Annotated in this window: 27 protein-coding genes and 3 tRNA genes; 13 read left to right on the top strand and 17 right to left on the bottom strand. The window is 37.4% G+C overall.

Annotated elements, in window-relative coordinates; all coding sequences use genetic code 11:
• The first annotated feature begins 156 nt into the window (after positions 1-156).
• The 4 genes from AC1M9A_RS01630 (at position 157) to AC1M9A_RS01615 (ending at position 4,264) form a co-directional block, all read left to right on the top strand.
• A complete protein-coding gene (locus AC1M9A_RS01630) occupies positions 157-1,242 on the top strand; it encodes an AraC family transcriptional regulator (protein ID WP_481609484.1) in 1,086 nt (361 codons plus the stop codon).
• A gap of 363 nt (positions 1,243-1,605) precedes the next feature.
• Positions 1,606-2,475 (top strand): MetQ/NlpA family ABC transporter substrate-binding protein, encoded by an 870-nt coding sequence (locus AC1M9A_RS01625; RefSeq protein ID WP_035267639.1) that lies wholly within the window; start codon positions 1,606-1,608, stop codon positions 2,473-2,475.
• Positions 2,476-2,546: 71 nt separating this feature from the next.
• Positions 2,547-3,572, top strand: a complete 1,026-nt coding sequence (locus AC1M9A_RS01620) for a methionine ABC transporter ATP-binding protein (protein WP_179998301.1) — start codon at positions 2,547-2,549, stop codon at positions 3,570-3,572.
• Positions 3,569-4,264, top strand: coding sequence for a methionine ABC transporter permease (locus tag AC1M9A_RS01615; protein WP_481609483.1), 696 nt, complete (start codon positions 3,569-3,571; stop codon positions 4,262-4,264). The genes AC1M9A_RS01620 and AC1M9A_RS01615 overlap by 4 nt, the downstream gene beginning before the upstream one ends.
• Before the next feature lie 40 nt (positions 4,265-4,304).
• Here the strand turns inward: AC1M9A_RS01615 and AC1M9A_RS01610 are convergent, their stop codons facing one another.
• Positions 4,305-4,691 carry a DUF4951 domain-containing protein gene (locus tag AC1M9A_RS01610; RefSeq protein ID WP_481609482.1) on the bottom strand — a complete coding sequence of 129 codons (387 nt, stop codon included), beginning with the start codon at positions 4,689-4,691 and terminating at the stop codon, positions 4,305-4,307.
• A gap of 225 nt (positions 4,692-4,916) precedes the next feature.
• Between AC1M9A_RS01610 and gloB the strand changes: the two genes are divergently transcribed.
• Positions 4,917-5,648 carry a hydroxyacylglutathione hydrolase gene (gene gloB, locus AC1M9A_RS01605; protein ID WP_481609481.1) on the top strand — a complete coding sequence of 244 codons (732 nt, stop codon included), beginning with the start codon at positions 4,917-4,919 and terminating at the stop codon, positions 5,646-5,648.
• A 252-nt stretch (positions 5,649-5,900) separates the two neighbouring features.
• On the top strand, positions 5,901-6,104 hold the full coding sequence (locus tag AC1M9A_RS01600) for a hypothetical protein (RefSeq protein WP_035267651.1): 204 nt from the start codon (positions 5,901-5,903) through the stop codon (positions 6,102-6,104).
• Between the two features lie 155 nt (positions 6,105-6,259).
• Here AC1M9A_RS01600 and AC1M9A_RS01595 read toward each other — a convergent pair.
• From AC1M9A_RS01595 to AC1M9A_RS01575, 5 genes are all read right to left on the bottom strand, one after another.
• Positions 6,260-6,344: transfer RNA gene (locus AC1M9A_RS01595), tRNA-Leu, on the bottom strand.
• A 38-nt stretch (positions 6,345-6,382) separates the two neighbouring features.
• Positions 6,383-6,456, bottom strand: a tRNA-Trp gene (locus AC1M9A_RS01590).
• Between the two features lie 38 nt (positions 6,457-6,494).
• Positions 6,495-6,579 (bottom strand) — tRNA-Leu (locus tag AC1M9A_RS01585).
• A 108-nt stretch (positions 6,580-6,687) separates the two neighbouring features.
• Positions 6,688-7,545, bottom strand: a complete 858-nt coding sequence (locus AC1M9A_RS01580) for a protein kinase domain-containing protein (RefSeq protein ID WP_481609480.1) — start codon at positions 7,543-7,545, stop codon at positions 6,688-6,690.
• Entirely contained in the window at positions 7,481-9,025 is a 1,545-nt protein-coding gene (locus AC1M9A_RS01575; RefSeq protein WP_481609479.1) for a DUF3336 domain-containing protein, read from the bottom strand. Before AC1M9A_RS01575 ends, AC1M9A_RS01580 begins: the two co-directional genes overlap by 65 nt.
• Positions 9,026-9,230: 205 nt before the next feature.
• Here AC1M9A_RS01575 and AC1M9A_RS01570 point away from each other — a divergent pair, with 205 nt between their 5' ends.
• Both AC1M9A_RS01570 and AC1M9A_RS01565 read left to right on the top strand, forming a co-directional pair.
• Complete coding sequence (locus AC1M9A_RS01570; protein WP_481609478.1) at positions 9,231-10,103, top strand: ATP-binding protein; 873 nt, start codon at positions 9,231-9,233, stop codon at positions 10,101-10,103.
• Positions 10,104-10,493: 390 nt separating this feature from the next.
• Positions 10,494-11,258 (top strand): hypothetical protein, encoded by a 765-nt coding sequence (locus tag AC1M9A_RS01565; RefSeq protein WP_481609477.1) that lies wholly within the window; start codon positions 10,494-10,496, stop codon positions 11,256-11,258.
• Here AC1M9A_RS01565 and AC1M9A_RS01560 read toward each other — a convergent pair.
• Entirely contained in the window at positions 11,187-11,714 is a 528-nt protein-coding gene (locus AC1M9A_RS01560; RefSeq protein ID WP_481609673.1) for a LysO family transporter, read from the bottom strand. The genes AC1M9A_RS01565 and AC1M9A_RS01560 overlap by 72 nt on opposite strands.
• Before the next feature lie 679 nt (positions 11,715-12,393).
• Between AC1M9A_RS01560 and AC1M9A_RS01555 the strand changes: the two genes are divergently transcribed.
• The 3 genes from AC1M9A_RS01555 (at position 12,394) to AC1M9A_RS01545 (ending at position 14,729) form a co-directional block, all read left to right on the top strand.
• Positions 12,394-12,948, top strand: coding sequence for a DUF4385 domain-containing protein (locus AC1M9A_RS01555; protein ID WP_481609476.1), 555 nt, complete (start codon positions 12,394-12,396; stop codon positions 12,946-12,948).
• A gap of 152 nt (positions 12,949-13,100) precedes the next feature.
• Complete coding sequence (locus AC1M9A_RS01550; protein ID WP_092766154.1) at positions 13,101-13,628, top strand: Ail/Lom family outer membrane beta-barrel protein; 528 nt, start codon at positions 13,101-13,103, stop codon at positions 13,626-13,628.
• Positions 13,629-13,781: 153 nt separating this feature from the next.
• Positions 13,782-14,729 (top strand): aldo/keto reductase, encoded by a 948-nt coding sequence (locus AC1M9A_RS01545; RefSeq protein ID WP_481596882.1) that lies wholly within the window; start codon positions 13,782-13,784, stop codon positions 14,727-14,729.
• 46 nt (positions 14,730-14,775) lie between these two features.
• Here the strand turns inward: AC1M9A_RS01545 and tsaD are convergent, their stop codons facing one another.
• On the bottom strand, positions 14,776-15,792 hold the full coding sequence (gene tsaD / locus AC1M9A_RS01540; protein ID WP_481607016.1) for a tRNA (adenosine(37)-N6)-threonylcarbamoyltransferase complex transferase subunit TsaD: 1,017 nt from the start codon (positions 15,790-15,792) through the stop codon (positions 14,776-14,778).
• 144 nt (positions 15,793-15,936) lie between these two features.
• Between tsaD and rpsU the strand changes: the two genes are divergently transcribed.
• Together rpsU and AC1M9A_RS01530 are read left to right on the top strand one after the other, a co-directional pair.
• Positions 15,937-16,152, top strand: a complete 216-nt coding sequence (rpsU, locus tag AC1M9A_RS01535) for a 30S ribosomal protein S21 (RefSeq protein WP_001136722.1) — start codon at positions 15,937-15,939, stop codon at positions 16,150-16,152.
• 33 nt (positions 16,153-16,185) lie between these two features.
• Positions 16,186-16,632, top strand: coding sequence for a GatB/YqeY domain-containing protein (locus AC1M9A_RS01530; RefSeq protein ID WP_035268744.1), 447 nt, complete (start codon positions 16,186-16,188; stop codon positions 16,630-16,632).
• Positions 16,633-16,744: 112 nt separating this feature from the next.
• Here AC1M9A_RS01530 and AC1M9A_RS01525 read toward each other — a convergent pair whose 3' ends face one another.
• The 9 genes from AC1M9A_RS01525 to AC1M9A_RS01485 form a co-directional block, all read right to left on the bottom strand.
• On the bottom strand, positions 16,745-17,107 hold the full coding sequence (locus AC1M9A_RS01525; protein ID WP_481591206.1) for a hypothetical protein: 363 nt from the start codon (positions 17,105-17,107) through the stop codon (positions 16,745-16,747).
• A 63-nt stretch (positions 17,108-17,170) separates the two neighbouring features.
• Complete coding sequence (locus tag AC1M9A_RS01520) at positions 17,171-17,542, bottom strand: GFA family protein (protein WP_481607017.1); 372 nt, start codon at positions 17,540-17,542, stop codon at positions 17,171-17,173.
• Between the two features lie 9 nt (positions 17,543-17,551).
• Positions 17,552-18,991, bottom strand: coding sequence for a M48 family metalloprotease (locus AC1M9A_RS01515; protein WP_481607018.1), 1,440 nt, complete (start codon positions 18,989-18,991; stop codon positions 17,552-17,554).
• A 96-nt stretch (positions 18,992-19,087) separates the two neighbouring features.
• Positions 19,088-20,047, bottom strand: a complete 960-nt coding sequence (locus tag AC1M9A_RS01510; RefSeq protein ID WP_481595496.1) for a 2-hydroxyacid dehydrogenase — start codon at positions 20,045-20,047, stop codon at positions 19,088-19,090.
• Positions 20,048-20,076: 29 nt separating this feature from the next.
• Entirely contained in the window at positions 20,077-20,805 is a 729-nt protein-coding gene (locus tag AC1M9A_RS01505; RefSeq protein WP_155756986.1) for a hypothetical protein, read from the bottom strand.
• 106 nt (positions 20,806-20,911) lie between these two features.
• Positions 20,912-22,801 (bottom strand): M48 family metalloprotease, encoded by a 1,890-nt coding sequence (locus tag AC1M9A_RS01500; RefSeq protein WP_481607019.1) that lies wholly within the window; start codon positions 22,799-22,801, stop codon positions 20,912-20,914.
• Between the two features lie 84 nt (positions 22,802-22,885).
• Positions 22,886-24,424, bottom strand: a complete 1,539-nt coding sequence (purF, locus tag AC1M9A_RS01495; protein WP_481609475.1) for an amidophosphoribosyltransferase — start codon at positions 24,422-24,424, stop codon at positions 22,886-22,888.
• A 24-nt stretch (positions 24,425-24,448) separates the two neighbouring features.
• Positions 24,449-25,033, bottom strand: a complete 585-nt coding sequence (locus AC1M9A_RS01490) for a CvpA family protein (protein WP_179998321.1) — start codon at positions 25,031-25,033, stop codon at positions 24,449-24,451.
• A 3-nt stretch (positions 25,034-25,036) separates the two neighbouring features.
• Positions 25,037-26,041 carry a quinone-dependent dihydroorotate dehydrogenase gene (locus tag AC1M9A_RS01485; protein WP_035268767.1) on the bottom strand — a complete coding sequence of 335 codons (1,005 nt, stop codon included), beginning with the start codon at positions 26,039-26,041 and terminating at the stop codon, positions 25,037-25,039.
• Between the last annotated feature and the right edge of the window lie 27 nt (positions 26,042-26,068).

Here is a 26,068-nt window from a genome sequence, read left to right as displayed (position 1 = left end):
TGATGATCTGTGTTTGAGCATAGAATTTAAAAAATACAGAATCAGGTCATTTTTTGACATTAATAAGTCATTTTTTGACATTCTTTTAATTCAAATTAGCAGCTCTAATGAGGCTAGATTTAAGAAAGATCAATATCACGCTATCTGGACTTAAGTATGATGTCTAAAGGAATAGAACATAGCAATCAGGACGATAATGCAATTCGGGCATTGATTCCCTGCGCATATGTCAGAATTATTGCGCAACAATTGGGAGGTGGGCTGCGCGTATTCCCAACTTTATTAAATGGCACATCTCTGACTGCTGAATTTATTCAACAGGAAGATTCCCGGATTTCAGCATCTGATTTTATTCGTATATTTGACAATGCATTGAACATGGCAGATGTTCCCGACTTCGGTTTAGAACTTGGGCATCGCCTTAAACCAACGACTCATGGCGCAATGGGCTTTTTGATGCACAGTTGCCCGAACCTTTATGCTGCACTTGATGCGATTCAACATTATCTACCTACTCGAATTGGATTTGCAGAGGTCATTCTCGAAAAACGTGATCAGCAGATGAATTGTAAAATTCACTTTAATATCGATTGCTCCACCATTGTATATCAAAGCATGATCGAGTCTTGCATGGTGGTATTTAAAGAGTGTGCTGAATTTATTTTAGGTAAGCCATTAACTGAGGCGAAGTTGCTTTTTAGCTATCCTAAACCTGCTTACCATGCTGCTTATACAGAAATTTTTCAATGTGATTTCGCATTTTCACAATCTTTTGATGGCATTCAGATACCTTTATCTGTGTGTAAAATCCCGAATGCTTCAGCAAGTCAGGAGAACTATCTGATTGCAAAAAAACAATGTGAAAATGTACTTAAGGATCTTCTTACACCCCAAAATACTTATCAATTTCGTGTCAAAAAAATACTGATTGAGCATTTATCAGATCCCAAAAATGAATCCGAGATTGCCGCTTCATTATTCATGAGCAAACGAACCTTAGCTCGTCATTTAGAAAAAGAAGGTTTAACCTTTAAAGAGGTCAAAGATCAGGTACTTGCACAACAAAGTGCTTATTTTCTTGAGCATACGCAACTCACGATTGAAACAATTGGTATGCTTCTTAATTATCACGATGCCTCAAATTTCAGACGAGCATTCAAGCGTTGGTTTGGTATGACCCCTAGCCAATATCGGCAGAAATACAATAATGATCTTACCAAGCAAATTTCTAAATTAAATTAAATCCATATTTTTCATATTGATATATTAAATCATTATAAGGTGTTCGGCTGATAACGGGTCTTTCTAATTTTAAACACTCAAATTATAAGTATGATATTTAAAGTTTATTTATACATTCTCATAAATTGTATATGACGCTTTATGCTAAGCTAGTTCATTAACATCACTATATTGAATAAAAAAAAATTGTTATCATCAACCAACTTTTTTGTTATCAATGCTTAAATAATTGATAGCTAAATACTGAATTATCTCTAACAGATGAATAGCTTGAAGTGCTCTTGAAACAAGGACAGTTCATTTCACTATTCACCTCACTGCATATGTAAGTTGAAGATCGTTTCAACATACTCAGGAAATATCATGAAGAAAATTCTTGGTTTAGTTTTGGGCCTATCAGTGGGTATCGCTGGATGCTCAAAACAAGATGCTCCAGAAACCGCTGCAAACAACACGAATAAAGATTCAGTTCAAACCATTACAATCGCTTCTACAGGTTCAGATGCAGATATCTGGAAGTTCATTGCAAAATTGCCAGAAACTGAAGCTGCAGGTTTAAAGTTAGATGTTAAAAACTTTACTGATTATGTTTCAATGAACACTGCGGTAGCCAATAAAGAGATTGATATCAATGCCTTCCAATCATATGCATATATGGTTGCATACAATGATGCCAATACTCAAAAAATTGCGCCATTATCTACGACTTATCTTGAGCCAATGGGGATTTACTCAAGCAAAGTTAAAAATTTAAATGATTTCAAAACAGGTTCGACCATTGCAATTCCAAACGATGGTGCTAATGAATCACGTGCCCTTTTATTATTGCAATCTGCTGGTTTAGTAAAGTTAAAACCTCAATTTGACAATGTCAAAGGCACTACTTCTGATGTAACTGAGAATCCTAAACAAATCACCATCAAACCGATTCAAATGGCAACTGCGGTACGTGTGAAAGATGAAGTGGATGCCATTGTATTAGGCAACACCTTAGCAATGGAAGGTGGTTTGAACGTATTAAAAGATGCGATCTACTACGAGCCAATCGATCAAAGTACGAAAATGAATGTGAATGTACTGGCTGTAGCTGAAGGCCGTCAGAATGATCCTGTATTGCAAAAGGTAGGTCAGCTATATCATACAGATGCGGTTAAGCAATATGTGAAAGAGAACTTTGGTGGCACTAAAGTTAATGTTGATAAACCAACGACATATCTCACAGAAGCTCAATAATTCTAGACTTCTGTATTTTTAACAGGCAAATTTAATTTGCCTGTTTTTCATTTTTAATAGTTCTTGACGTTATGATTGAATTTAAAAATATTAGTAAACATTATCAGCTTAAAGGCCAAACTATTCACGCCTTAGACAATATTAATCTGACGATTCCAGATGGAAGTATCTTCGGAATTATAGGCTATAGTGGTGCAGGTAAAAGTACACTGATCCGTTTGATCAATTTACTAGAAAGACCCAATCAAGGTCAAATGATCATCCACGGTCAAGATTTCACTGCTTTGAGCGCTTCAAAATTACGTCAAGAACGCGCCAATATTGGTATGATTTTCCAGCATTTCAATTTACTACAAACCAAAACCGTTGCAGCCAATATTGAAATGCCAATGAAACTCCTTGGCTGGAGTAAAGCTGAGCGTCTAAAACGCTTAGATGAGCTACTTGAGTTTATCGATTTAAAACATAAACGTGATGCTTTTCCAGATGAGCTTTCTGGTGGTCAAAAACAGCGTGTAGGTATCGCTCGGGCACTTGCCAATCATCCAAAAATTCTACTCTGTGACGAAGCAACATCAGCGCTTGATCCTCAAACGACAAAGTCTGTACTTGCCCTTTTAAAAAAAATTAATCAAGAGCAAGGCATCACAATTGTCATGGTTACGCACGAAATGGATGTTATTGAGTCGATTTGCGACTTTGTTGCAGTTATGGAACAAGGCAAAGTGATTGAACACGGCAGTACTCTCGATATCTTTAGTCAACCTCAACACCCGACGACCAAAACATTTATTCAAACTGTTTTACAGCAGCAGTTACCTATCAATATTTTAAATAACTTAGAAAATCAAAATCACCACAGTATTTATAGCTTGCAGTTCTTAGGTACTTCAGCACAAGAAACTGTTGTACAAGCTGCCATCAAACGATTTGATATTAGTCTCAATATTTTATTTGCCAACATGACCGAAATTAATGGCGCTGTGATTGGACAAATGTTTGTGCAATTACTGGGTGATCCAGACATTATTCAAGAAACCATCAGCTTTTTCCAACAACATGGCGTTAAAGTTGAGCAATCAGGAGTACGTGCATGAGAGATAGGATTGTTCAATGGCTAACAGAAATTACTGAACCTTTTTGGAAAAGCTCGCTTTCAATTGATCAATTTGTGACAGCCCTACAAGAAACCTTTCATATGGTTTTTTTTGCAATGCTATTCGGTACGATTTGGGGTTTAATTCAAGGAATAACCCTACTTGTTACACGACCAAACGGGATTTTAGCCAATCGTGTGATTTACTATGGATTAAACCCTATTGTGAATGCATTACGCTCCCTCCCTTTTATTATCCTCCTGATCGCGGTTATTCCACTAACAAAAATGATTGTGGGTACTTCGATTGGGACATGGGCAGCTATTGTTCCTTTAACCATTTATGTAGGACCTTATATTGGTCGTCTGGTTGAAACTTCACTCCTTGAAGTCAACGAAGGTATCGTGGAGTCAGCGCAAGCTATGGGCGCAACACCCCTGCAAATTATTTTCAAGTTTATTCTGCCTGAGGCGCGTAGCTCCCTCATTCTCAATTTAACTACAGCTGCAATCAGCTTAATTGGTGCAACAGCCATGGCTGGCGCGGTCGGTGCAGGCGGCATTGGTGATCTTGCGATCTCCTATGGTTATCAACGCTTTGATACCAGTGTCGTTATACTCACCGTCATTGTTCTTTTAGTATTAGTACAATTGGTGCAAATGACAGGCGAAAAGCTCGCCAAAATGCGATAGTAAATTAAAAAAAAGATCTCAACTGAGATCTTTTTTAATATCAATCCATCCAAAGTGAAGCGATTTTTTCCATTAATTGCGCACGTAACGGCGCAGTTGGATTGCATGGATTACGCTTTGCTTCATGCGTATAAAACGCTTGCCATTCGCGTATCATTTCCAAACTAACACCTTGAGCTTTAAACTGATGGATGTCTTGCTTAGATACACTTTCTAAGCGTGCTTGAGCACCTTCTGGACCTGTTGCCCAACCGATAACCCCTTGCCCAAAACTCGGAAGGCTCATTTGGTTAGGTGTTGGAGGAACCGCTTTACGTTCGATTGTCTCATTGACCTTACAGCTGCTTGGACGCTCGTATAACTGAGACTTTTGCAGTTGATCAACTTGAGAGTTCTGCATACAACCAACAAGAACAATCGAACTCATCACTGCGCTGATGCAAGCACTCAATCTCACTTTTATCTTCATTTACTTTTTACTCGAAATTTGTTCATCAGATCAGATAATCTTAAGCTAACAACAATGCACCTCATCAAATTCGAAATCAATATTTACAATACATCGCTGTTTAAAATTTGGGTGAATTTTACAATTTGATAAGCTTGATCTAGGATGAGATCAAATAAGTCACATGCTTTAGGATCGTTTAGGATGCGTTATCAAGTTCGCGTAATTGATGTTAACAATGCGCTACAAAACTATATATGGATTATTGAAGATACTGAAACCCAAGAAATTGCAGTGGTAGACCCTACAGAAGCCAATTTGGTGCTCAACTATTGTGACTCGAATGGTTTAACACTTAAGCAAATATGGCTTACCCACTGGCATAAAGACCATATTGGTGGTGTGCCAGAGTTAATCGCGGAAAAAAATATTGAAGTTTATGGTCCACGCGAAGAATTATCTAAAATTCCATTTATCAGTTGTCCACTCAATCATGATGATGAATTTTATTTTAATGACTTAAAACTTGACGTCATCGCTGTTCCTGGCCATACCTTAGGTCATATCGCAATATTTGCAGATGAAATCGACAGTTTATTCTGTGGAGATACCTTATTTGCAATGGGATGTGGACGCCTTTTTGAAGGAACGGCTGAACAAATGTATCAATCACTTAACCGACTGTCAGCGCTCCCTCCAAGAACTCAAGTCTACTGTACCCATGAATACACGCTCTCAAATGCACAATTCGCTTTACAAGTAGAACCTGAGAATAAGGCCCTACAAGAACGATTTGAACAAGTTCAGAAACTTCGAGATCAAAATCAAATAACCTTACCTTCCACCATTGAAATTGAACTTGAGACCAATCCTTTCTTGCGCGTCAACAGTGCTGAAGAATTTAAACGTATTCGGGAAATGAAAGATAATTTCTAAATTTAGCATTATCTGTTCAAATTACAGATGTTTATTACTGAGCGATATTCGCTCAGTTTTTAAACCCTTCAGACAATACATTCTCTTCTTTATCTTAAAGCTTTAACAACATGATCAAATTCTGTCTTTTAATTGCATGAAATATATACATTTCTATAGAATTAAAATATATTTACATTAATTTAGGTTCAAACCCTTTAAAAACAACATCATTAACCTTATTAATATTTCATTAGTCAAAGGAGTTGTCTCATGAAGAAAGTGGTCAAAGCAAAAAATTTAATTGCATTCAGAATTTGGTTAGAAAAATTAGGTTATTCCGTTCGAAATTTAAAGGATAACCAAGGCTTCACTTTCAGTTTTAAAAAAGAATATGGTTTAGTGACATGTGACTTATCTGGAAATACGTTGGCAATGCAATTAGGTGAAGAATTCGAGGATCACTTGAAGGCTTAATTTCAGCTTAATTCAAAGGAATGAATACTGAATAGATCATTTAAATATTAATATCGCCTCTTTGTAGGCGATTTTTTTATGTTTAGATATTTCAGCCTGTATTTATATAAAAATATAGGCAATAAAAAAGCAAGGTATCAAACCTTGCCTTAATATGGTGGGGACGGAGAGACTCGAACTCTCACACCTTGCGGCGCTGGAACCTAAATCCAGTGCGTCTACCAATTTCGCCACGTCCCCTTTAAATACTCAATTATATTACTGAGCTTCATAAAACTTGGCAGAGGATCAAGGATTCGAACCTTGACGAACGGTTTTGGAGACCGTCATGCTACCATTACACCAATCCTCTATTTCACTTACTTCGGTCATTCCACCTAGTAAATTACTTGGTGGGGACGGAGAGACTCGAACTCTCACACCTTGCGGCGCTGGAACCTAAATCCAGTGCGTCTACCAATTTCGCCACGTCCCCGATGGCTGTGTATATTATAGAGATCATTATCTCATGACAAGCCCTTTTTTTGAAAAACCTTATTGTTTGACTAAATATAAAACAATTATCCATTTTACTGGTTTTTCTTTAGACAAATTCGCTTAATATCTGTTTTAATTGATAAATATTGTCCAATCTTTGTGATTTATTTTTCATCAACATCTGCTGGAGTACTGGTGTTAAGTCAGAAAAAGGCCTAATAATTTCAACTTTTAATTGCTGACAATGCCATTTTGCCCAATCTATATAGCTTTTTTTACGGATTGAGTACTGATTTAACCATTCTAACCAAATAATACCGAGTGCATATATATCTGATGCTTGTGATTTTGACTCACCATGAAACAACTCAGGCGCCATATACCTTGGTGTTCCATGTGTAGAAACTTGAGGATGGCACTCAAAGTGAAACATCTGTTCAAAATCAATTAATTTGGGTTGACCATTCAATATTCTAAAATGTTCTCTTTTAAGATCTGCATGAACCCATCCTTGCTCATGAATCGATAGTAATGCATCTAGACTATGTAATAATAAATTGACCACATTTGAAAACTCATTGTGTGGGAAGGTCTGCATTTGAGTATAGACAGAATTTTCTACTTCAAATAGCGGCGCCGCATTTTCAATCAGAATCAATGATGAAGAATCATGTTTTGATGTAGGTGTATTGAATCTACTGTTTTCGTCATACACGATCTCAAACGGCACTAAGATCTTTGAAGAGCGAGTACTGAGTGATTGGTAGTGTTTTATCTCATTGTCGAACCACTGCTCATGCTGTGAACTGATACCCTGCTGTTGTCGCTTAACCCAATACGTTTGGTCGTCTATTTCGATACAATAAATTAGACGACCATACTGCTGACTTTGTTCAGAATTAACTGGTTGCCTGAGCAGAGGCTGAATGGTTTGCCACTGTAGATTGTTTTTTAAGAGATTCATTTTGCTGTTTCAGTTGCGTCAGCATATGCAAACAATGTTCAATGGTTTTTCCTATACGCGCATGTGTTTCAATACTGGACAGTTTTGACCAAGTTGCCCGTTCCCCTTCTCTTTGAAGGACTTTAAACAAATGAGGTCGCGGATTTTGTAACATATAATGATAATGTCGCAGACTATAATTACCTACAATATTTACATCCCCATAATAACGCTGATCAACAATACCATAACCGTGATCCAATAGTCGTCTAATCGTCGGCACACTGCCCATTCGGTCACGAGTGAAATTCATGACATCCATCGCAATCGTTTTACCATGTTTACGCACTAAACGTTGCGGCCAGCTGAGCAGATCTGTTCTAAAACGCTCCGCATCACTTTGCATGAATGGCACAATATGTGGATTCACCTGACTGGCAATGGTGTAATTAATATTGTAGAGACGAGCCATTTTCTCTTGTGGGAAATCACTTCTTACACTGCCATCCACCCAACGAATACTTGCCAAGTATGGTGTATGCACCCCATCATAACGCTTACTGGTCAGTCGAACTGGAGGAAATAAGATAGGAACGGCGCATGATGCCAATACTGCACTCCATACCAGTAAATCTGGCGCAGTATATTTATTCATGATACGAGCATCTTCCTGAGTGACATCATAAGGTGCGACACTGATATTAATATCAAGTCCAGACTTTTCATACGCTTCTTGAAATGTTAAGTCCCCTAAATTTTCCACTAAAAATTTCTTAAGATATCGCACATCAGCAATACCACCATTTCCTCTAAGCAACTCTTTGAAACTTCTAAAATGGAATGCCTCGCTATAAAAGCTCTCTCCTGTCAGCAGCTGATCAATATCTTTTTGATCAGAAACGCCTAACATCGCCGTCATTAACGCACCAGCACTCGAACCTGATAAAACTTTCGGCATCAAATCTTGTTCCATCAGCGCCTTACACACGCCTGTATGAAACAAACCTAATGAGGCCCCACCCGAAAACATCATTGCTGGTTGACCATAGGTCAGTTGACAATTTTTAAAAAAATCAAATTTTTCTTGATGTGTCAAACCTGAACATTCATCCGAAGCGATATAAATTAAACTCTGTGAAACCTCTTCGATATAGTCCTCAATAAGTTTTTTAGTGCCAATATATGTTTGTGTGAACAGCATAGGATGACCAATATTGGCGACATCATGACTCAAGCCTTCTCGCAAAATATAGATAAGATCAATTACACGATGATTCAGCTTGTAACGGCGTAAGAGATTTAAACGATGCGATATAATTTCAGCATCAAAATAGGGTGAAGTATTATCAAACTTCCATTCCTGAGCGCCCGTCTCCTCATCCAGCTTTAAGGCAATGTCTTTCCACTCTTCATAGCTCTCCGCACGTTCAAGCTCATGTTGCATTTTTTTAATTCGATACGCTTGATGCGGATTAATTTGACTACGAGTGCCTAAAATCATTGAGCTAGTCCTTTGATTTTTATTAGTTCAATTAGTTTTGTTCAGTTTTTAAACTATGCAAAAAAAGCAGAAAATAATCAACTTAATAAAATTTATTTCTTGTATCGACCAGTCATCATAGATTTATCCCTTAGATCAGTTCACATCGCTGTCGTCATCATGTAGATTAAACTTGATTTTATTGAATTGTATTTCACGAATACCTATGGCGACTCTAGAACTACCAGATCAACTGTTAACAAAAATTTCTCAACTTATTGACCAACTTAATCACACATTATCTGAACCGAGTCAGGAAATTGATTTCTCAGCACTAGGATACAAATGGCAAAATAAACGGCTGATCCCCATTCAAAAACCTAAAATAATTCATCTTGATGATTTAAAAGGTATCGAAAAACAAAAAGAAAAAATACTGCAAAACACTGAACAATTTTTACAAGGTTTACCTGCAAACGATATTTTATTGACTGGATCTCGTGGAACCGGAAAATCATCTATCGTAAGATCTTTACTGTCAAAATATGCTGCCCGTGGTTTACGCATCATTGAAATTGAGCGTGATAATCTGTCAGACCTACCAGAAATACAAAAAATTATTGAAGGTCGTCCCGAAAAATTTATCGTGTATTGTGATGACTTAGCCTTTAATGCTGAAGACGAAAATTATCGTAGTTTAAAAAGTGTGTTAGATGGTTCACTAGAGTCAGGTTCTGGCAACTTTATTATTTATGCGACCAGTAACCGCCGCCACCTACTCCCAGAATTTATGCATGAAAACACCCCGATCACTAAAGTGGACGTGCCTCAATATACTGAATTACATCCGCAAGAAGCGATCGAAGAAAAAATCTCATTGTCTGATCGTTTTGGTCTTTGGCTTTCATTCTACGCAATGGATCAAAATCTTTATTTAGAGATTGTAGAGCACTATTTAAAAAAATCTGGTATTGAAATGACACCTGAAGTACGTGCTGAAGCCCTACGTTGGTGCCAAGCCAGAGGTCAACGCTCAGGTCGTTCTGCATTCCAATTTTCAAAACATTGGATCGGTTCTACTCAATTAAAGAGTGATTAAGCATTTACATCAGCTTCTGCAATAAGAAACTAAGATGGAATAACGTCTTAGTTTCTCGACTTTCACTCTTTAAGCTAAGTTATTAGCTTTTATTACGATAAAAGTTAATAAATTATTCATTAATAATTATAAAGATAAAATTAATAATTTAACTCAGTGCTCTCTATCAACATAAAAAAATCTTAAATAAAAAAATCCCACCATTTATTTTAAGTTATTGATTTAAATAAAATTTATCAACCAAATAAGAATTAAAAAAATAATTTAATTATAAAACAATATAACATAATTACCATTTTTTTGTTTTTCGAACAAAATCAATGTAACCCAAACTTAACAATTCAAAAATAGTATGAAGGACGCAAATAATTATAGAAAAAGGCTGCATCCATGCTCCAAATTAAAAAATATAGTAACCAACATACACAATCCCCAGATGTTCAAAATATATTAAAAACGCTTCATCAAGCGATCTTCATGACACCAGAGGGTTGTGATTTGAATGACATTGCGCAAGCCTATGCCCCCGATGATGCTGCAAGCAAACGGGTTTTGATCTATTTTGATGAAGAAAAACCTGTTGGATTTTTATGTATGCAACGTTATGAAGTCAAAAAGTTTGACAAGACAATAAATGTTTTTCGTGGTCAAGCAGGTCTTCTTAGCGCCTATCGAAAATCAAATCTGTTAAAATTCCAATACATTTATTTCATTATTTCTCAAATGCTCCGCCACCCAGCACCATCGTATTTTTTTGCTGTGTGTTTACATCCCTCAAGTTATCGTGCAATTACACGATATGCTTTCAAAAAAAATACATGGCCTACTCGCTTAAACCTCGATAACAATACAGAAATGCAAGACCTTTGCACCCTATTCTCTCAGCAATTCAATTATCAACTTTCAAAATCTGGCCATGTTTTTATTTATAACGATGGCCTTGGAGGAACACGCGGTTGTAAGCATGAACACGATAACATGAATGAGGATGCTGCATTTTTTTTGAATCACAATGCCGGATATATTAATGGCGATGGTATGTTAGTGATTGCCAAAATCACTGTCTTTGAGGTGTTTTACCGTTTAACGTGTCACACTTTGGGTAAAATGAATCGCAATAAATATATTCAATGGACAAAACAGCGACAACAATAGTCCCGCTTTAAACGCATCTAGCACATATTGCTCACCACAATGTTGCTTAATCATCGGTAAGAATGCATCACAGGACAGTACACCTGTGGTGCTAATTGCTGCTTGTGGTTGATGTCTTCCAAAAAGCTGTAGAAAAATGATGGAAAACATCCCTCGAATCATATCCACAATTAAAGCTTGAACTGCCAATAAGGGATTTAGTTTTTGTGAAATCATAGCAGCAGACAGACTTGCCCAACCGAATCCAGAAAGCAATACAGCACTTTCCTTCCAAATTATCAGCATAAAGCAGGCAAATATTGTATTTGCCAATACCATTATGATTGGGAGTTTTAAATCATGCCATTGCAATGTTTTGATGTTAGAGGCTGATATAAAAACTCCGATCAAAAATAGAATAATGTAGATAAGCACGTTTTGAATACTTAAAGCTATTTGCTCATCTATTAAATCCATTCGAAAAGTGAAGATACCTCCCACAAATACCAAACTAAGCAAAAGATAAACTGTCAATATTTTAATGATGTCCTTAATTTGGATTGTGCCTCGTTTACTGTTTTCCTGCTGTTTCTTCTTATAAAATAGAGAACTAAACCAGTAAGTAAATACGCATACCCCGATTCCAAGAAAAACTAACTTGTTCAAAACAGCTTTAGGATTTTCTAATGCGAGTAGGTTTGGCGCTGCGTAAACAGTGCAAAAAAATATAAATAAAATCAGGGCTAAAAAAAATACTTGTTCAATGTACTTTTTGGGATGAAATTTGCGACCATATAGATAGCCAAAAATGATAATGATAAGATCCAATCAGACTTCCAAAATTATTTTTATACGTATCGCTTAGATTAATCCATAGATATAAAATTAATATGACAAAATGTTTCTTACAGAGCATCGTCATGTCTCATCACTTTTGGCTGCTAGGTTTTAATTTTAAAACTTAATTTCGCCCAGCTATCGACCATAGTTGACTTCGTGGCGTTGAATTCTAATAAAGTTCAATTTCAATCTTTCAGCGTGCTAGCGCATCTCTTTAAAACAACTAATCAGATTTTTAAAATTTCACTCACAATTCTATAATCGTTTTTCATTTCAAATCACCTAATATATTTTTAAAAGTACTAAAGAGAATGTGATGGCTTACAATCATAAAGACCTTGATACCATCCCACATAGAAGCACTCGTGTTTATTCTCAAAGTTTTGATTACTCATTGGACTTTGCAAAAATTAACTTCAGAGAAAGGCCAGAACTCTATCGAATTGGTCGTGGTGAACAGGGTGTATTACTCGTCGAACCTTACAAATCTGAAATTCTGCCCTTTTGGAAATTTGCAGATGAAGATAAAGCTAGAGAGAGTTCTAATAAGATTTATCAACTCTTTCTTGAATATTTAGCAGTCGATGATTTTGTCGGTGCAGATATGGCTCGTAAATTTTTACAAATGGGTTATACCCGAGCGAGACGTTATGCAAACCATAAAGGTGGAAAAAAATATAAAGGTCCTGTACCTAATGACAAAAAAGGTTTAAGTGGTGATCACGGGCGTGAAGAACTACCACGCCAACAAGAAGACCCTATTAAGGCTGCAGCAGCACGAATTTTTAAAGTGAAATGGGATGAAGCTAAACAGCATTCCCACTATATTGCATTAAAAGAACGATTTAAAAACTCAATTGCGAGTCAATAAATACATTCTCACACCATTTATAATACAAACAAAACTATTTCTTTAATTTTTATTTACAATAGAAAAATAGAAAGTACAATAGCATTTACCAAAAAATGATCACCATTTTTTGCATTTAAAGATAAACAAATCACAAATAATGAGCATGCGCCATGATAACTAAATTTTTAAAATTGGGTTTAATCCTCTCGATGACCACTTTAACAACGACAACTTTTGCCCAACAACACACCGTTTCATTGGGTTATGCTCAGTCTGAAATTGAAAATGCGTTTGATATTCGCGGTGTTCACGCTCAATATCGCTATGAACTCGAGACTCCTTTAAGCGTTATGGCAACAATGTCGTATCAAACTGGTGATGAAACTTGGATTGAACCAGGTGAACGCCAAGATACAGATGTAAAACATTTTTCTTTGCTAGCAGGCCCTGCATATCGTCTTAATGAGAATTTCAGTGTTTATGGTGTTGTCGGGATCGCGCATTCAAAAGTTGAAAGTTCATATCGCGCCTTGAACATATACGAAAACATGGATCTAAGTGAAACAGCGTTTGCATATGGTGTTGGTATTAATATTAATCCTGCTCCGCAATATGCGATCAATATCGGTTATGAAGGTACTAAAGTTGATGGGGCTAAATTTGATGGGTTCAACATCAGCGCAGGTTATCGTTTCTGATTCTGCTTGAATACATAGAGAATTAAAAAAGAGGCTTTTTGCCTCTTTTTTTGTCAAAATCATTGGATAATGTTTATACATTATTTGGATAGCGAGAAATAGACGAATCCTATATAGCTAGAATAAGTCGTATTATTCTACCTAGGATATTTCATGCAAAAAAGAAAACTTGGACAAACTGATTTATTCATCGCACCCATCGTATTCGGAGGCAATGTATTCGGTTGGACGGTTGATGAAAAACAAAGTTTCAAAATTTTAGATGCACTGTATGAGCGTGGATTTAACACCATTGATACAGCAGACTTCTATTCCATTTGGGCACCAGGCAATCATGGTGGCGAGTCAGAAACAATCATTGGTAATTGGTTAAAACAAAATCCAAGTAAACGTGAAGACATCGTGCTATTTACTAAAGTCGGTTTAGATATGGGGATTCCCGGCCATCAAGGTTTATCTGAACGATGGATTATGCAAGCAGTTGAAGACTCTCTAAGCCGTTTGAAAACAGATTATCTTGATCTTTATTTTGCACACTGGCCTGATGAAAACACACCTCATGAGGAAACATTATCAGCATTTTCAAAGCTCAAAGATCAAGGAAAAATTCGTGCCTATGGCACTTCTAATTTTTCAGCTGATCAATTAGACGCTTCTATTCAAGCTGCACAAAAGATTGGTGTGCAACATTATCAGGTTCTTCAACCTGAATATAATCTTTACGATCGCGATGTATTCGAACAAACACTGCAACCCATTTGTGAACGCCATCAAATTGGTGTCGTAAGTTTTTATAGTCTGGCTAGTGGATTTCTATCTGGGAAATATTCGTCATTAGACAATATTCAAGGGCGTCAACGTGCAGATACGCTTGTAAAATATTTTGATGAGCGAGGCTTAAACCTTTTAGATAAGCTCAGAGAAGTGGCATCGCGCCACAATGCGGCACCTGCTGAGGTAGCTTTGGCTTGGTTACTTGCGCAAAAGCATATTTCAGCACCAATCGCCAGTGCAACAAACCTTGAACAAATTACCCAATTTTCAAATGCAGTGAATCTTCAACTCTCACCAGAAGACATGCAAATTCTTTCAATAATGTAAATATAAAAAAGAGGCTATAAGCCTCTTTTTTCTCGGGACCAAACATTTATGCTTCAGTAGGTTTTTTGAGTTCCGTCATCGGCCAACGTGGCGTCGTTGTCACGGCTAAGCCATCATGCTGTCCTGCTTTTAAGCGTTGATATCCAGCAAAAGCAATCATGGCGCCATTATCCGTACATAAAGCTGGTTCAGCATAATATACTTGAGCTTTTATTTTAGCTAAATCTGCTTCAAGACGTTCACGAAGACGCTTATTGGCACTCACACCACCAGCAATGACCAAACGCTTAAGACCAGTTTGTTTTAATGCTTTAACTGATTTTTTGACCAATGTATCAACAATAGCCTCTTGAAAACTCGCAGCAATATCAGCGTCTCGGTTTTCTTCACCTAATTTTTTCATTTGGACAGAAACTGCTGTTTTTAAGCCGCTAAATGAAAATTCCAAACCTTGATGCAACATAGGGCGTGGAAATTCAAAAGCAGTGGCATCACCTTGCTCAGCAAGTTTAGAGATATTTGGACCGCCTGGATAAGGCAACCCCATCATCTTAGCAACCTTATCGAATGCTTCACCCGCTGCATCATCGATCGACTCACCTAAGATTTCATAATGACCAATATCATATGCCGCCATTAATTGTGTATGCCCACCCGAGACCAACAAAGCGACAAACGGAAATTCCGGTGGAGTAGCTGATAAAAGAGGCGCCAACATATGCCCTTCCATATGATGCACACCAATCGCTGGTTTATTTAACGCAAATGCAAGCGTACGACCAAATAATGCTCCAGTCATGAGTGCACCCATTAGGCCTGGACCACGTGTATAAGCCACCGCATCAATCTCAGATTTTTTGATTTGACTTTCTTCAAGCAATTGATTGATTAAAGGAATTAATTTACGAACATGATCGCGGGATGCCAATTCAGGTACCACTCCACCATATTCAGCATGCAATTTAATCTGACTATATAACACCTGTCCTCTTAAGCCGACTTCGCTGTCATAGAGTGCGAGACCAGTTTCATCACACGACGTTTCTAAGCCTAAAACGATCATTAAATTGCCTTTAACCCATTTCAAAATATTGCTAAAGCTATTATAGACTTGTGATATGAGATGTAAATGAGTAAAATACTGACCTTCACTTGTGACTCAGCGCAATTCGGCGCTTAGTCTTATCCATAAACTAGAGGATTCTTCATGCCACAAGTTAAATTGAAAGAAGGCGAACCAGTAGACGTAGCTATCCGTCGTTTCAAACGTTCATGCGAAAAAGCGGGTGTTTTAGCTGACGTTCGTAAACGTGAATTCTACGAGAAACCAACTCAAGAACGTAAGCGCAAAAAAGCTGCTGCTGTTAAACGCTACCAAAAAAAATTGGCGCGTGAATCAGTACGTACTACTCGCCTTTACTAAGATTAATTTGTGATTGACTGCTCGGATATATAAATGACTACTTTAAAAAACCAAATTACTGACGTTTTGAAAGCAACAATGCGTGCTAAAGAAATGGATAAGTTAACGGTGATTCGTAGTCTCCAAGCAGCAATTAAGCAAATCGAAGTCGATGAACGCGTAGAACTAGATGATAGTCGAGTTCTCGCGGTCATTGAAAAACAAATCAAGCAACGTAAAGAATCGATTAAAGCTTTTGAAAGCGCTAATCGACAAGACTTAGCTAGTAAGGAACAAGCCGAGGTTGAGGTTTTATCTCAATTTCTACCAGCAGCTATGACTGAGGAAGAACTTGATTCAATTATTGCGCAAACGATTGCTGCGCAACAAGCTACTAGCATGAAAGATATGGGTAAGGTGATGAATTCTCTACGTCCGATCATAGCCGGACGTGCCGATCCTGCACAAGTTTCGAGTAAAATTAAAGCTCAACTTTCTTAACTTTTCGTATTATGTTTGATTTGGTCTATTTAATAATGTCATTAAATAGTCCAATCTAAATCACGTATCCCCGATTTTATTACAACAATACTTTTAGTTTTTCACTTTCTGATTATTTAAACTCACATTGAATATTATATCTTTGTAAAATCTGCATTTCTTTAGATCGCTTCACTTTCTCAACAACATCCTGTTTACTCATTCTAGAGTAGGAAAATGGTAAATCCTTTCGATATTTATCCACCACCTGATAAAAACCATCGACATAAGTTCCAACAATGACACAATATCTTTGAGTCTGATCAAGGCTAAAATGTGTTGTATTTGGTGCTAGCATTTTTAGAAAATGCCTCATATCGGCATTATATTTTTGTGATACAACTTCAATTTCTTGTGTAAATTTAACAGGAAGTGTTTCCGCATGAGTGAACACCCCTGCCCCAAACAACATCATAAAAAATAGTGGCAATTTCATTATTAGATTCAATCACATAATTTAAAATATTTATTCATTCATCATTCTAAAAGAATCTAATCACTAAGAATGAATAGTTTCAATAAAGTTAGGTTTGTATTCCTGGAAAAACTCTTCATAAGGTGGCGGTATTTTCCCTTCAACCACAGAACCGAGCCTTAAACGTATAATTCCTGGTAAATCAAGTCGATGTGAATATAAAGGACTTCCACATTCACCACAAAATACTCTTGCCTTTAACTCGGTATGAAAATAAGACTTAAGCATATCTTCACCAGAAATTAACTCGAAGTTTTCAAGCGGGATCGGGCTATTCCATGCAGTAAAACCGCCTTGAGCCAACTGACAGTGCTTGCAATAGCACAAGATACTTTTCTCAAGATCACCATGATAAATATATTGCACCTTTCCACATAAGCATTGACCTTTTATCATTTAAACCTCTTATAATTTTTGTTGACGCTCATCCTGCATCATCCGCAGTCTTTGATTGATGACTGCACTCATAGAGTTATTTTCCTTGGCTAAACGCTGAGCATGAATGAGTGAGCGAATCGCATTCTCTTCCGCTCCCTTCCAATATTCAACTTCAGCCCGATATCGCAATACATTTACAGTACGTAAAGGATTTTTAATATCTAAATTTGCCGCTTGTTGTCGAATGAACCATGCTTGCGTATCACGATTATTGGTTTGGATAAATTTATTCGCCAACCTTTCAGCAGCAACAAAATTTCCCTGTCGAATATAAATTTCAGCTAATTTATAACTTAAAGCACGATTTTCAGGTGTTATTCGTTGACGCACCAATATCGTTTCCTGCGCAGAATCAAATTGATTGGTCGCCAAGTAGATATCTGCTTGAATAAGCGCGATAAGTTGATGATTTGGCTGGATTTTCTTAGCAAGTTCAATTTCTTTTTGTGCTAGATCAAAATCACCACGCTTTAAATAAAAAGCAGACAGTGCAATTCTTCCAGCCAATGCATTTGCTCTCACCACTCCCTTTAACTGTTCCTCATTGGTTTGATTGGTCACAACTGCGGTATACCACTTGATCTGATCAAACTCAGAGAGTGTGTTGCTATACGGAACTTTAGGAAGTTGATCTGCTCGTAAACGTGCCTCACTCATGCGCTGAGTAGTCAAAGGATGTGTTAACCAAAAATCAGGAAGATAACTAATTTTTGGAGTCGCACGATTCATGGTTTCAAAAAACTCAGACATACTGTACGGGTTATATCCGGCACGATACATCAATTGCATTCCAATACGGTCTGCTTCACGCTCTTGATTACGACTATAACTTAACTGTCGATCCACCAATGCAGCCTGCGTTCCCATCATCAGTGCAGCACCTGCATTACCATCAGCTTGTGATGCAATTGCAGCACCCACAATGATACCAGCGAGTGCAAGCAATCCCTGCCCTTTAAAAGCCTCTTGAGAACGGCTGTAGTGTCTTTGCGAGACGTGTGCCACCTCATGAGCAACCACACCCGCAACTTCATCCATATTCTTTGCCGACGTAATTAACCCACTATTCAATGCAAATAAACCACCAGGTACAGCAAAGGCATTAATTTGTGGATCATTTACAATCACCAAAGCAATTGGTTGACCCAACTGTGTTTGCGCAATAATTTTTCGGAATACAGCCATAAATTGATCTTCCAACCAAACATTGTTTAACACTGGAAGTTGTTGCTGTACTTGACGATAGACTTTTTCACCGATCATTTTTTCTTTTTGTTGATCGATAAATCCAACACCACTATTAATATCAGGCACTTCAAATTGAATTTTATTGGCACTGTAGAGTTCATCAGCCACCGCTGAAAAACTCGAACTCGCTATCAATAAAGCCAAAATGATCTTCTTCAAACCTGTATTCCTAAACGTGTACTCCATCGACTATAACACTGAATGATGTGAAGATTAATGATGAACTGTTACGTTTATTATTACGCTCAAAAGACTTTACTTATTCACAATATATAGAGGCTCATCCCCATCTAAGGCTTTTACCAGATTATCATAAGCAAGATTTGCCATTTTCATTCTGGTTTCTGCTGTCGCCGAACCTACGTGCGGCAATGTCACTACATTTTCCAATCGAAACAATGGTGATTCTTGGAGCGGCTCTTTCTGATAAACATCTAAACCAGCAGCAAAAATTTTGTGATTTTCAAGCGCCTCAATCAAGGCTGACTCATCCACAACTGATCCTCTGGCAATATTCACAAACACAGCATGTTTTTGCATTTTCTCAAATTGAGCTTGACCGATCAGCGCTTTCGATTGCTCATTTAAATCGACTGCAATGACGATAAAATCAGACGTTGAAAGTAAAGTATCAAGATCACAATATTTCGCCTTTAAAGGCTCAGCTCGCTCTATACATGGTTTTCGATTATGGTATTGAATATTCATATTAAATCCATAAAAACCACGTCGAGCTATCGCAGCACCGATATGACCCAAGCCAATGATACCTAGCGTTTTCCCATAAACATCTTGACCAAATTGTGCAACACCAGCGGTACGCGTCCAATGTCCATGCTTTGTCCAAGAATCTAAATGTGTCACTTTACGAGCCGCACTCATCAATAAGGTAAAAGCCAAATCAGCGGTCGTCTCTGTCAACACATGAGGCGTATTGGTCAACCAAATACCCTGTTGTTTTAGATATTCAACGTCGTAATTATCGTAACCCACACTGACCGACGAAATAATTTTAAGTTTTTTTGCAGTCTTCAAGTTGTCTTGATTTAAACGACGCCCAGCGCCTATCATCCCATCTGCATCCGCAACTTCTCTTAAAAGTTGCTCATTAATGTCACCCTGTTTCGGATTAAGTTGAACGACCTGATATTTCGATTCTAATTGATTTAATATTTTCGGATCTATCTGACTAAATACCACAACCTTTTTTTTCATAAAACTCCCTCTTTAGATCCAGTATCGATTTAATTTTTAATTAAGTTCCACAAGCGACGTTTTAACAATGGCTGCTCAATCATGTCTTGTAAACTTGCAATCTGCATATGCTGCGTCGTCGATATATGCGGCAAATACCCTAAGCTCAATATTTTTTTATCAACAGATAATGCATCGATAAAACCCTGTATAAATACTTCAGCACCTCTTCCATCTTGGAATTGTGCGAAATTAAATGGCCATTTTAAATCGTAAAACTGTGAACTCACACTACGCTGGATATTCACCCATAAGTTTTCTTGTTCTGTGGTGAGCGCTGTAGCATCTAGCAGAATAGTATGTGTTTTAGTGATCATCGCTTGAATTTCAAAAGCATCGATTACAAGCGGTTGACGCTCAACAACTTCATCTTGAGACTGTTTGTCATTTTCCACAAACTCTCGAGGAAGCTGCACACCGTCTGGATTACTTTTTAACTGAAGCGAAGAATCATCTTTATTTAGCTGTTCAGCTTGTGAAGCTGGTTTTGTGATGAACTGTTCTAATTGAGCTTGCGCAAATTCAGGAAAAGATACATCTGTTGGATGATTTTCTTCAACTTGATCGCGATATAAGGAAGGTTTGTAATGACGTGTTTGTGCCGTATTTTGTGGAATCCATATATCGATTCCCATCACAGCTAAGAGGCTTCTTTGATGCTCTAACATATTCACATTCATTACAGATGGACTGGCATGAGGGCTGGGTATTCTACCCACTTTTTTAATCTTTTACTGAACTTTTAATCCGCAAACAATCATAACTTAATTTCATTTCTGACGCATTAATATCCTTGCACCTTTTAAATTCAGAATGCATTGATAGCTAAACAATAATGACGCTATTTTTCTTATGCATTTGATCCACAATTTCATCACTTTCAAATCCAAGTCGCCAATATAATAATTCAAGTACATCTAACTCATCTTGTGTAATGATTCGATCATTCCATAAACATAATTCAGCAACACCCAAAATACTCAACCGATCTCTCAGCAACAATCCAGCAATATCATTAAGAATTTCACCTAAGTCGATAGGTTCATCTGAAATTTCTTCATAAAACTCAATTTCATCACGAGTTAAAATTCGTTCTAAGATTTGGGTTCTAACTTCAAGCTGATTAGCAGTATTTAACTGCTGAACATGTAATAACGCATCTATTAGCCTAACAATTTGCGGCTTAGCATCCTCGATTGATGTTGGACGATGTATTGGCAATAAATCCAGTTGAGACTTCACCTTTTCAATCAGCAAAGCATCCAAAAGTCCAATTTCACCATCTTCTTGAATAATTTTAGCCAATTTAGTAATAAACTGACGCGCACTTGTAGCAGGCATATTTCCCAACTGCTTACATGCCTCATGAAAAATTTGAATATGCACTCGACCATCTATATTTAACAGTGAGTCGACAATTGCACGACTCACAGGCGCATCAGAAGGAATAAATTCACGGTACTGCCGAATCATTAAGATCGCAACCATCACTTCACGCGCACCAGTCGAAGTTTGCAAAGCCCTTTGAATGAGTTCTGGACGTTTCATCTGCTGTCTAACTTCACTATTTAAGGGTTTGATGGCATCCTTAATTGCAAAGCTGATCGGTGATAATCTTAATAATGGAAGTGGCTGTGGTGACATCCATGGATTATATTCTTCAGCAATAGATTCCTCTAAAGAACGCATTAAACTAAATAGTGGTTGATTGCGTAATTTTTGTAAATTTTCTAATTGAATATCCTCAAGTAAATTCGGATTTAATTCATATATACGATCTTGAATACAAGGTTGGATATTCAACCAACTTTGAGGACTAAGTGAGTTAGCAAAGCACATATGAGAAATAGCTTCAGAATATTCACTATGAATCTGTGATCCTGCGTGATGAACATAGATTCTTAATAAGGTTTGAATATTTGCATTACTACTCAATAATTGTCTTGTCATTGCATCGTTATACAATGTTCGACTACCCAAAGTAATATATTTCATCAGACGCGTAATAAAGACGCCTAAACTACCAATTAACCATATGACTCCACCGATCGCCACAAAAGTTGTTTCCAAACTATCTCTCAATTGATCCCGATTACGTCGAAATCCCTGCTTCGCGATTTTACTGCCCCATTGGCTAAAGGTAATTAACCCACTGTATAAAATTTTAAGACGAGTATTTTCTCGAGTTTCACCCGATAAAATTTTATGGAATTCATGACCCAACAATCCATAAAGCTCTAACTCATCAAGATTTTGTAGCGCCCCCCAAGTCAGAATAATCACAGTATCTTTGGGATGAAAACCCGCAGTCAGTGCATTAACCCCTATTTCATCGGGTAAGACATAGAGTGTAGGTGTATCAATTGAGAAACGATGTGCTAATTTTTCAGCAAGTCTAAGCGCTGTACTTTCTTCTGGAGTACTTTCAATAAAAGTGAGTTGTCGTGCTTTCAATTGTTTTGCGAGCGTATGACCACCAGAGCGGAAGACATAAAACTCATAAACGACAGAACCACCAATAATGCTAATCAATAGCACCATCATATATGGACTGAGAAAATGCCACCAAATGGACTCAGAAGGATCAATATAATGAACCAACAATCCGAGCGTCGTGTTTAAAATGATAATTGCGAGCACAATAACAATTAAACATACGCTTAATGACCACAGCATATTTTTGTTTTTAATTAAGTAACCACTCACATCTTTCAATGTAAAATTTCCTCATTACATTGTCTTGTGATCATAAATTAAAAAAGCGGGAAATACCCGCTTTTTCAAATAGAAAACTATAAATTAATTTTCTTTAATGCCACTCAGATCAACTGAGGCTGCATCAATATTTAGATCGATATAACCATCTTTGATTTTCTTGGCAGAGTCATTACGCTTGCGCTCTAAACCATCGAGATACGACTCATCAATGTTACCCGCAACGTAAATACCGTCAAATACTGAGCAGTCAAAGTCAGTTAACTCAGGTACTTTTTTCGTACGAACAGCTTGCTTTAAATCTTCCAAATCTTGGAAAATCAAACGATCAGCACCAATCATTTCACGAATTTCTTCAACATCACGATTTGAAGCAATTAATTCGTTTTTAACTGGCATATCAATACCGTAGACATTCGGGTATTTCACCATTGGTGCAGCAGATGCAAAGAAAACTTTTTTAGCACCGGCGTCACGCGCCATTTGAATAATCTCATTACACGTTGTGCCACGCACAATTGAGTCATCTACAAGCAATACGTTCTTATCTTTAAACTCTAATTCAACTGGATTGAGCTTTTGACGTACAGACTTTTTACGCAACTGCTGACCCGGCATAATGAAGGTACGACCGATATAACGGTTTTTCATGAAACCTTCACGGAATTTCACACCGAGTGTATTGGCAAGTTCTAAAGCGGATGTACGCGAAGTATCTGGAATAGGAATGACAACATCAATGTCATGGTCCTCACTCCATTCACGCAGGATTTTCTGCGCCAACTTCTCACCCATTTTCAAACGTGCTTTGTATACCGAAATTCCATCAATGATGGCATCTGGACGAGCAAAATAAACATACTCAAAAATACATGGGCTATGGTGTGGGTTAGCCGCACATTGCTTCGTGAATAGATTACCCACATCATCAATAAAAATTGCTTCACCTGGCATCACATCACGTTCAACTTTAAAACCAAGCGCTGTTAAAGCAACTGATTCGGAAGCAAGAATATATTCAACACCATCATCGGTATCACGCGATCCCAAAATTAAAGGTCGAATACCATTTGGATCACGGAAGCCAACTAAACCATGACCTGTGATCATCGCAACAACAGCATAACCACCTTTACAACGCTCATGCACACGAGTGACTACATGGAAAATATCATCCGCAGTCGGTGTAAGTTTGCCGCGTTTTTGTAATTCATGTGCAAAAACGTTTAATAACACTTCTGAATCTGAATCAGTATTCATGTGACGTAAATCTGTTTTAAACAGATCATCATGAATCTCGTCAGCATTGGTTAAATTACCATTGTGCGCTAAAGTAATACCATAAGGAGAGTTTACGTAAAATGGTTGTGCTTCAGCGCTACTCGATGAGCCAGCTGTTGGATATCGCACATGACCAATTCCGTAATTACCTAACAATGCACGCATATGACGTGTATGAAATACATCACGCACCATGCCATTGTCTTTTCTCAAAAAGAGACGACCATTATGGCATGTCACAATCCCTGCAGCATCTTGTCCACGATGTTGTAACATCGTTAATGCATCAAACAACATTTGGTTAACAGGTGATTTACCAGCTATACCAACAACTCCACACATAGCAACCTCGCAGACAAGCTAGGATTAATAAAAAGGATTATTCGTTGAATGAGATGACGAATCATCTTGTTCAGAAGATGATTGACGAGAAGAATCTGATGATTGATTCGACTCTTCTGATTTCATATGACTTAAAGCTTTTGACGCTGTCTCTTTGGTGTACTCAGTCGCTAAAGGCGCGTAAGGCAATAAAGTTTGAATAAACTTAGATTGTTTCCAATGTGGAGAGCTCTCTACAAATGAACCAATCCCTTGCATAGTAATGAGGACGATTAAGAGACCTTTCAAGGTGCCAAATGCACCACCTGCCAATCGATTTAATGGACCAAGCTTTAAGCTTTTCAGCAACCGATTTAATATTGCAGTGACGATCCAAGTCAAAACAACAATAATCAGAACAATAAAAGCAAATGCCGCTATTTTTTGAACCACAGGATCTTGACTGAGTGCGGACATTGAAGGCGCAATTTGACCCGCAAATTTTGCACCCATAATGAGTGCAAAAATCCATCCTACCAAGTTCGCAAAGGCTTTAACGAATCCTTGACGCAAACCGTTAAGCCCTCCAATGAGCAGAATAATCAGTATAAAGATATCGATGGTATTCATAGATTAGGTCATAGCTTGTACGCAATCTTTAATCAGTTTTGGCCCTGTATAAATTAGACCACTGTAAATTTGAACCAATTGCGCACCCGTTTGCTGTTTAGTCGCGGCTTGATCACCACTAAGAATACCACCAACACCAATCAATGGGATTTGACCTTGAAGTAATTTTGAAAATGCAGATAGACATTGTGTACTTTTTTCAAATACAGGCGCACCAGATAAACCACCTGCTTCATCACCATGCGCTAAATTTTCTACACCCTCACGTGACAAAGTCGTATTGGTCACAATCAGACCATCAATTTTAAATTGAATTAATTGAGATGCAATAAATTCAATATCTGACTCAGTTAAATCTGGGGCAACCTTTAATACCAGTGGAACATAGTGTTGATATTGTTCAGCAAGTTCAAGTTGACGATTTTTTAAAGTTTCAAGAAGTTCTGTTAATGCATGTCCACTTTGTAAACTACGTAAGTTCTTGGTATTCGGAGATGAAATATTAACAGTAATATAAGATGCATAATTATAAACTTTTTCTAAACAAATGAGATAATCAGTTACAGCATCTTCAACTGCTGTATCGGCGTTCTTACCGATATTGATGCCTAATACACCTTTATAATTTGCTGCTTTAACATTCTCAATCAGCTGATCTACACCATCATTATTAAAACCCATACGATTAATAATCGCTTGAGCCTCTGGAAGGCGGAATAAACGCGGTTGAGGATTACCAGACTGAGGTCGAGGGGTAATGGTTCCAATTTCGATAAAACCAAAACCTAAACTCGCAAGTGCATCAATATATGCACCATTTTTATCTAAACCTGCAGCCAAACCAACTGGGTTTGGAAATTGAATACCCATACAAGTCACTGGCTTTGGGTCTATTTTTTGACGCATTATGCCAAACTTATATGTCGATTTAAGCATTGATAATGTCAAATCATGTGCACGCTCAGGCGCCAATGAAAATAGAAATGGACGAGCAAGCGAATATAACATATCTCAAAAACTGCGGTTTTTTAAGTT

This window comes from Acinetobacter sp. ANC_7634 (genome assembly GCF_056779875.1).
Note: the sequence above shows the minus strand (reverse complement) of the source record. Positions and strands in the feature narration are given on the sequence as shown.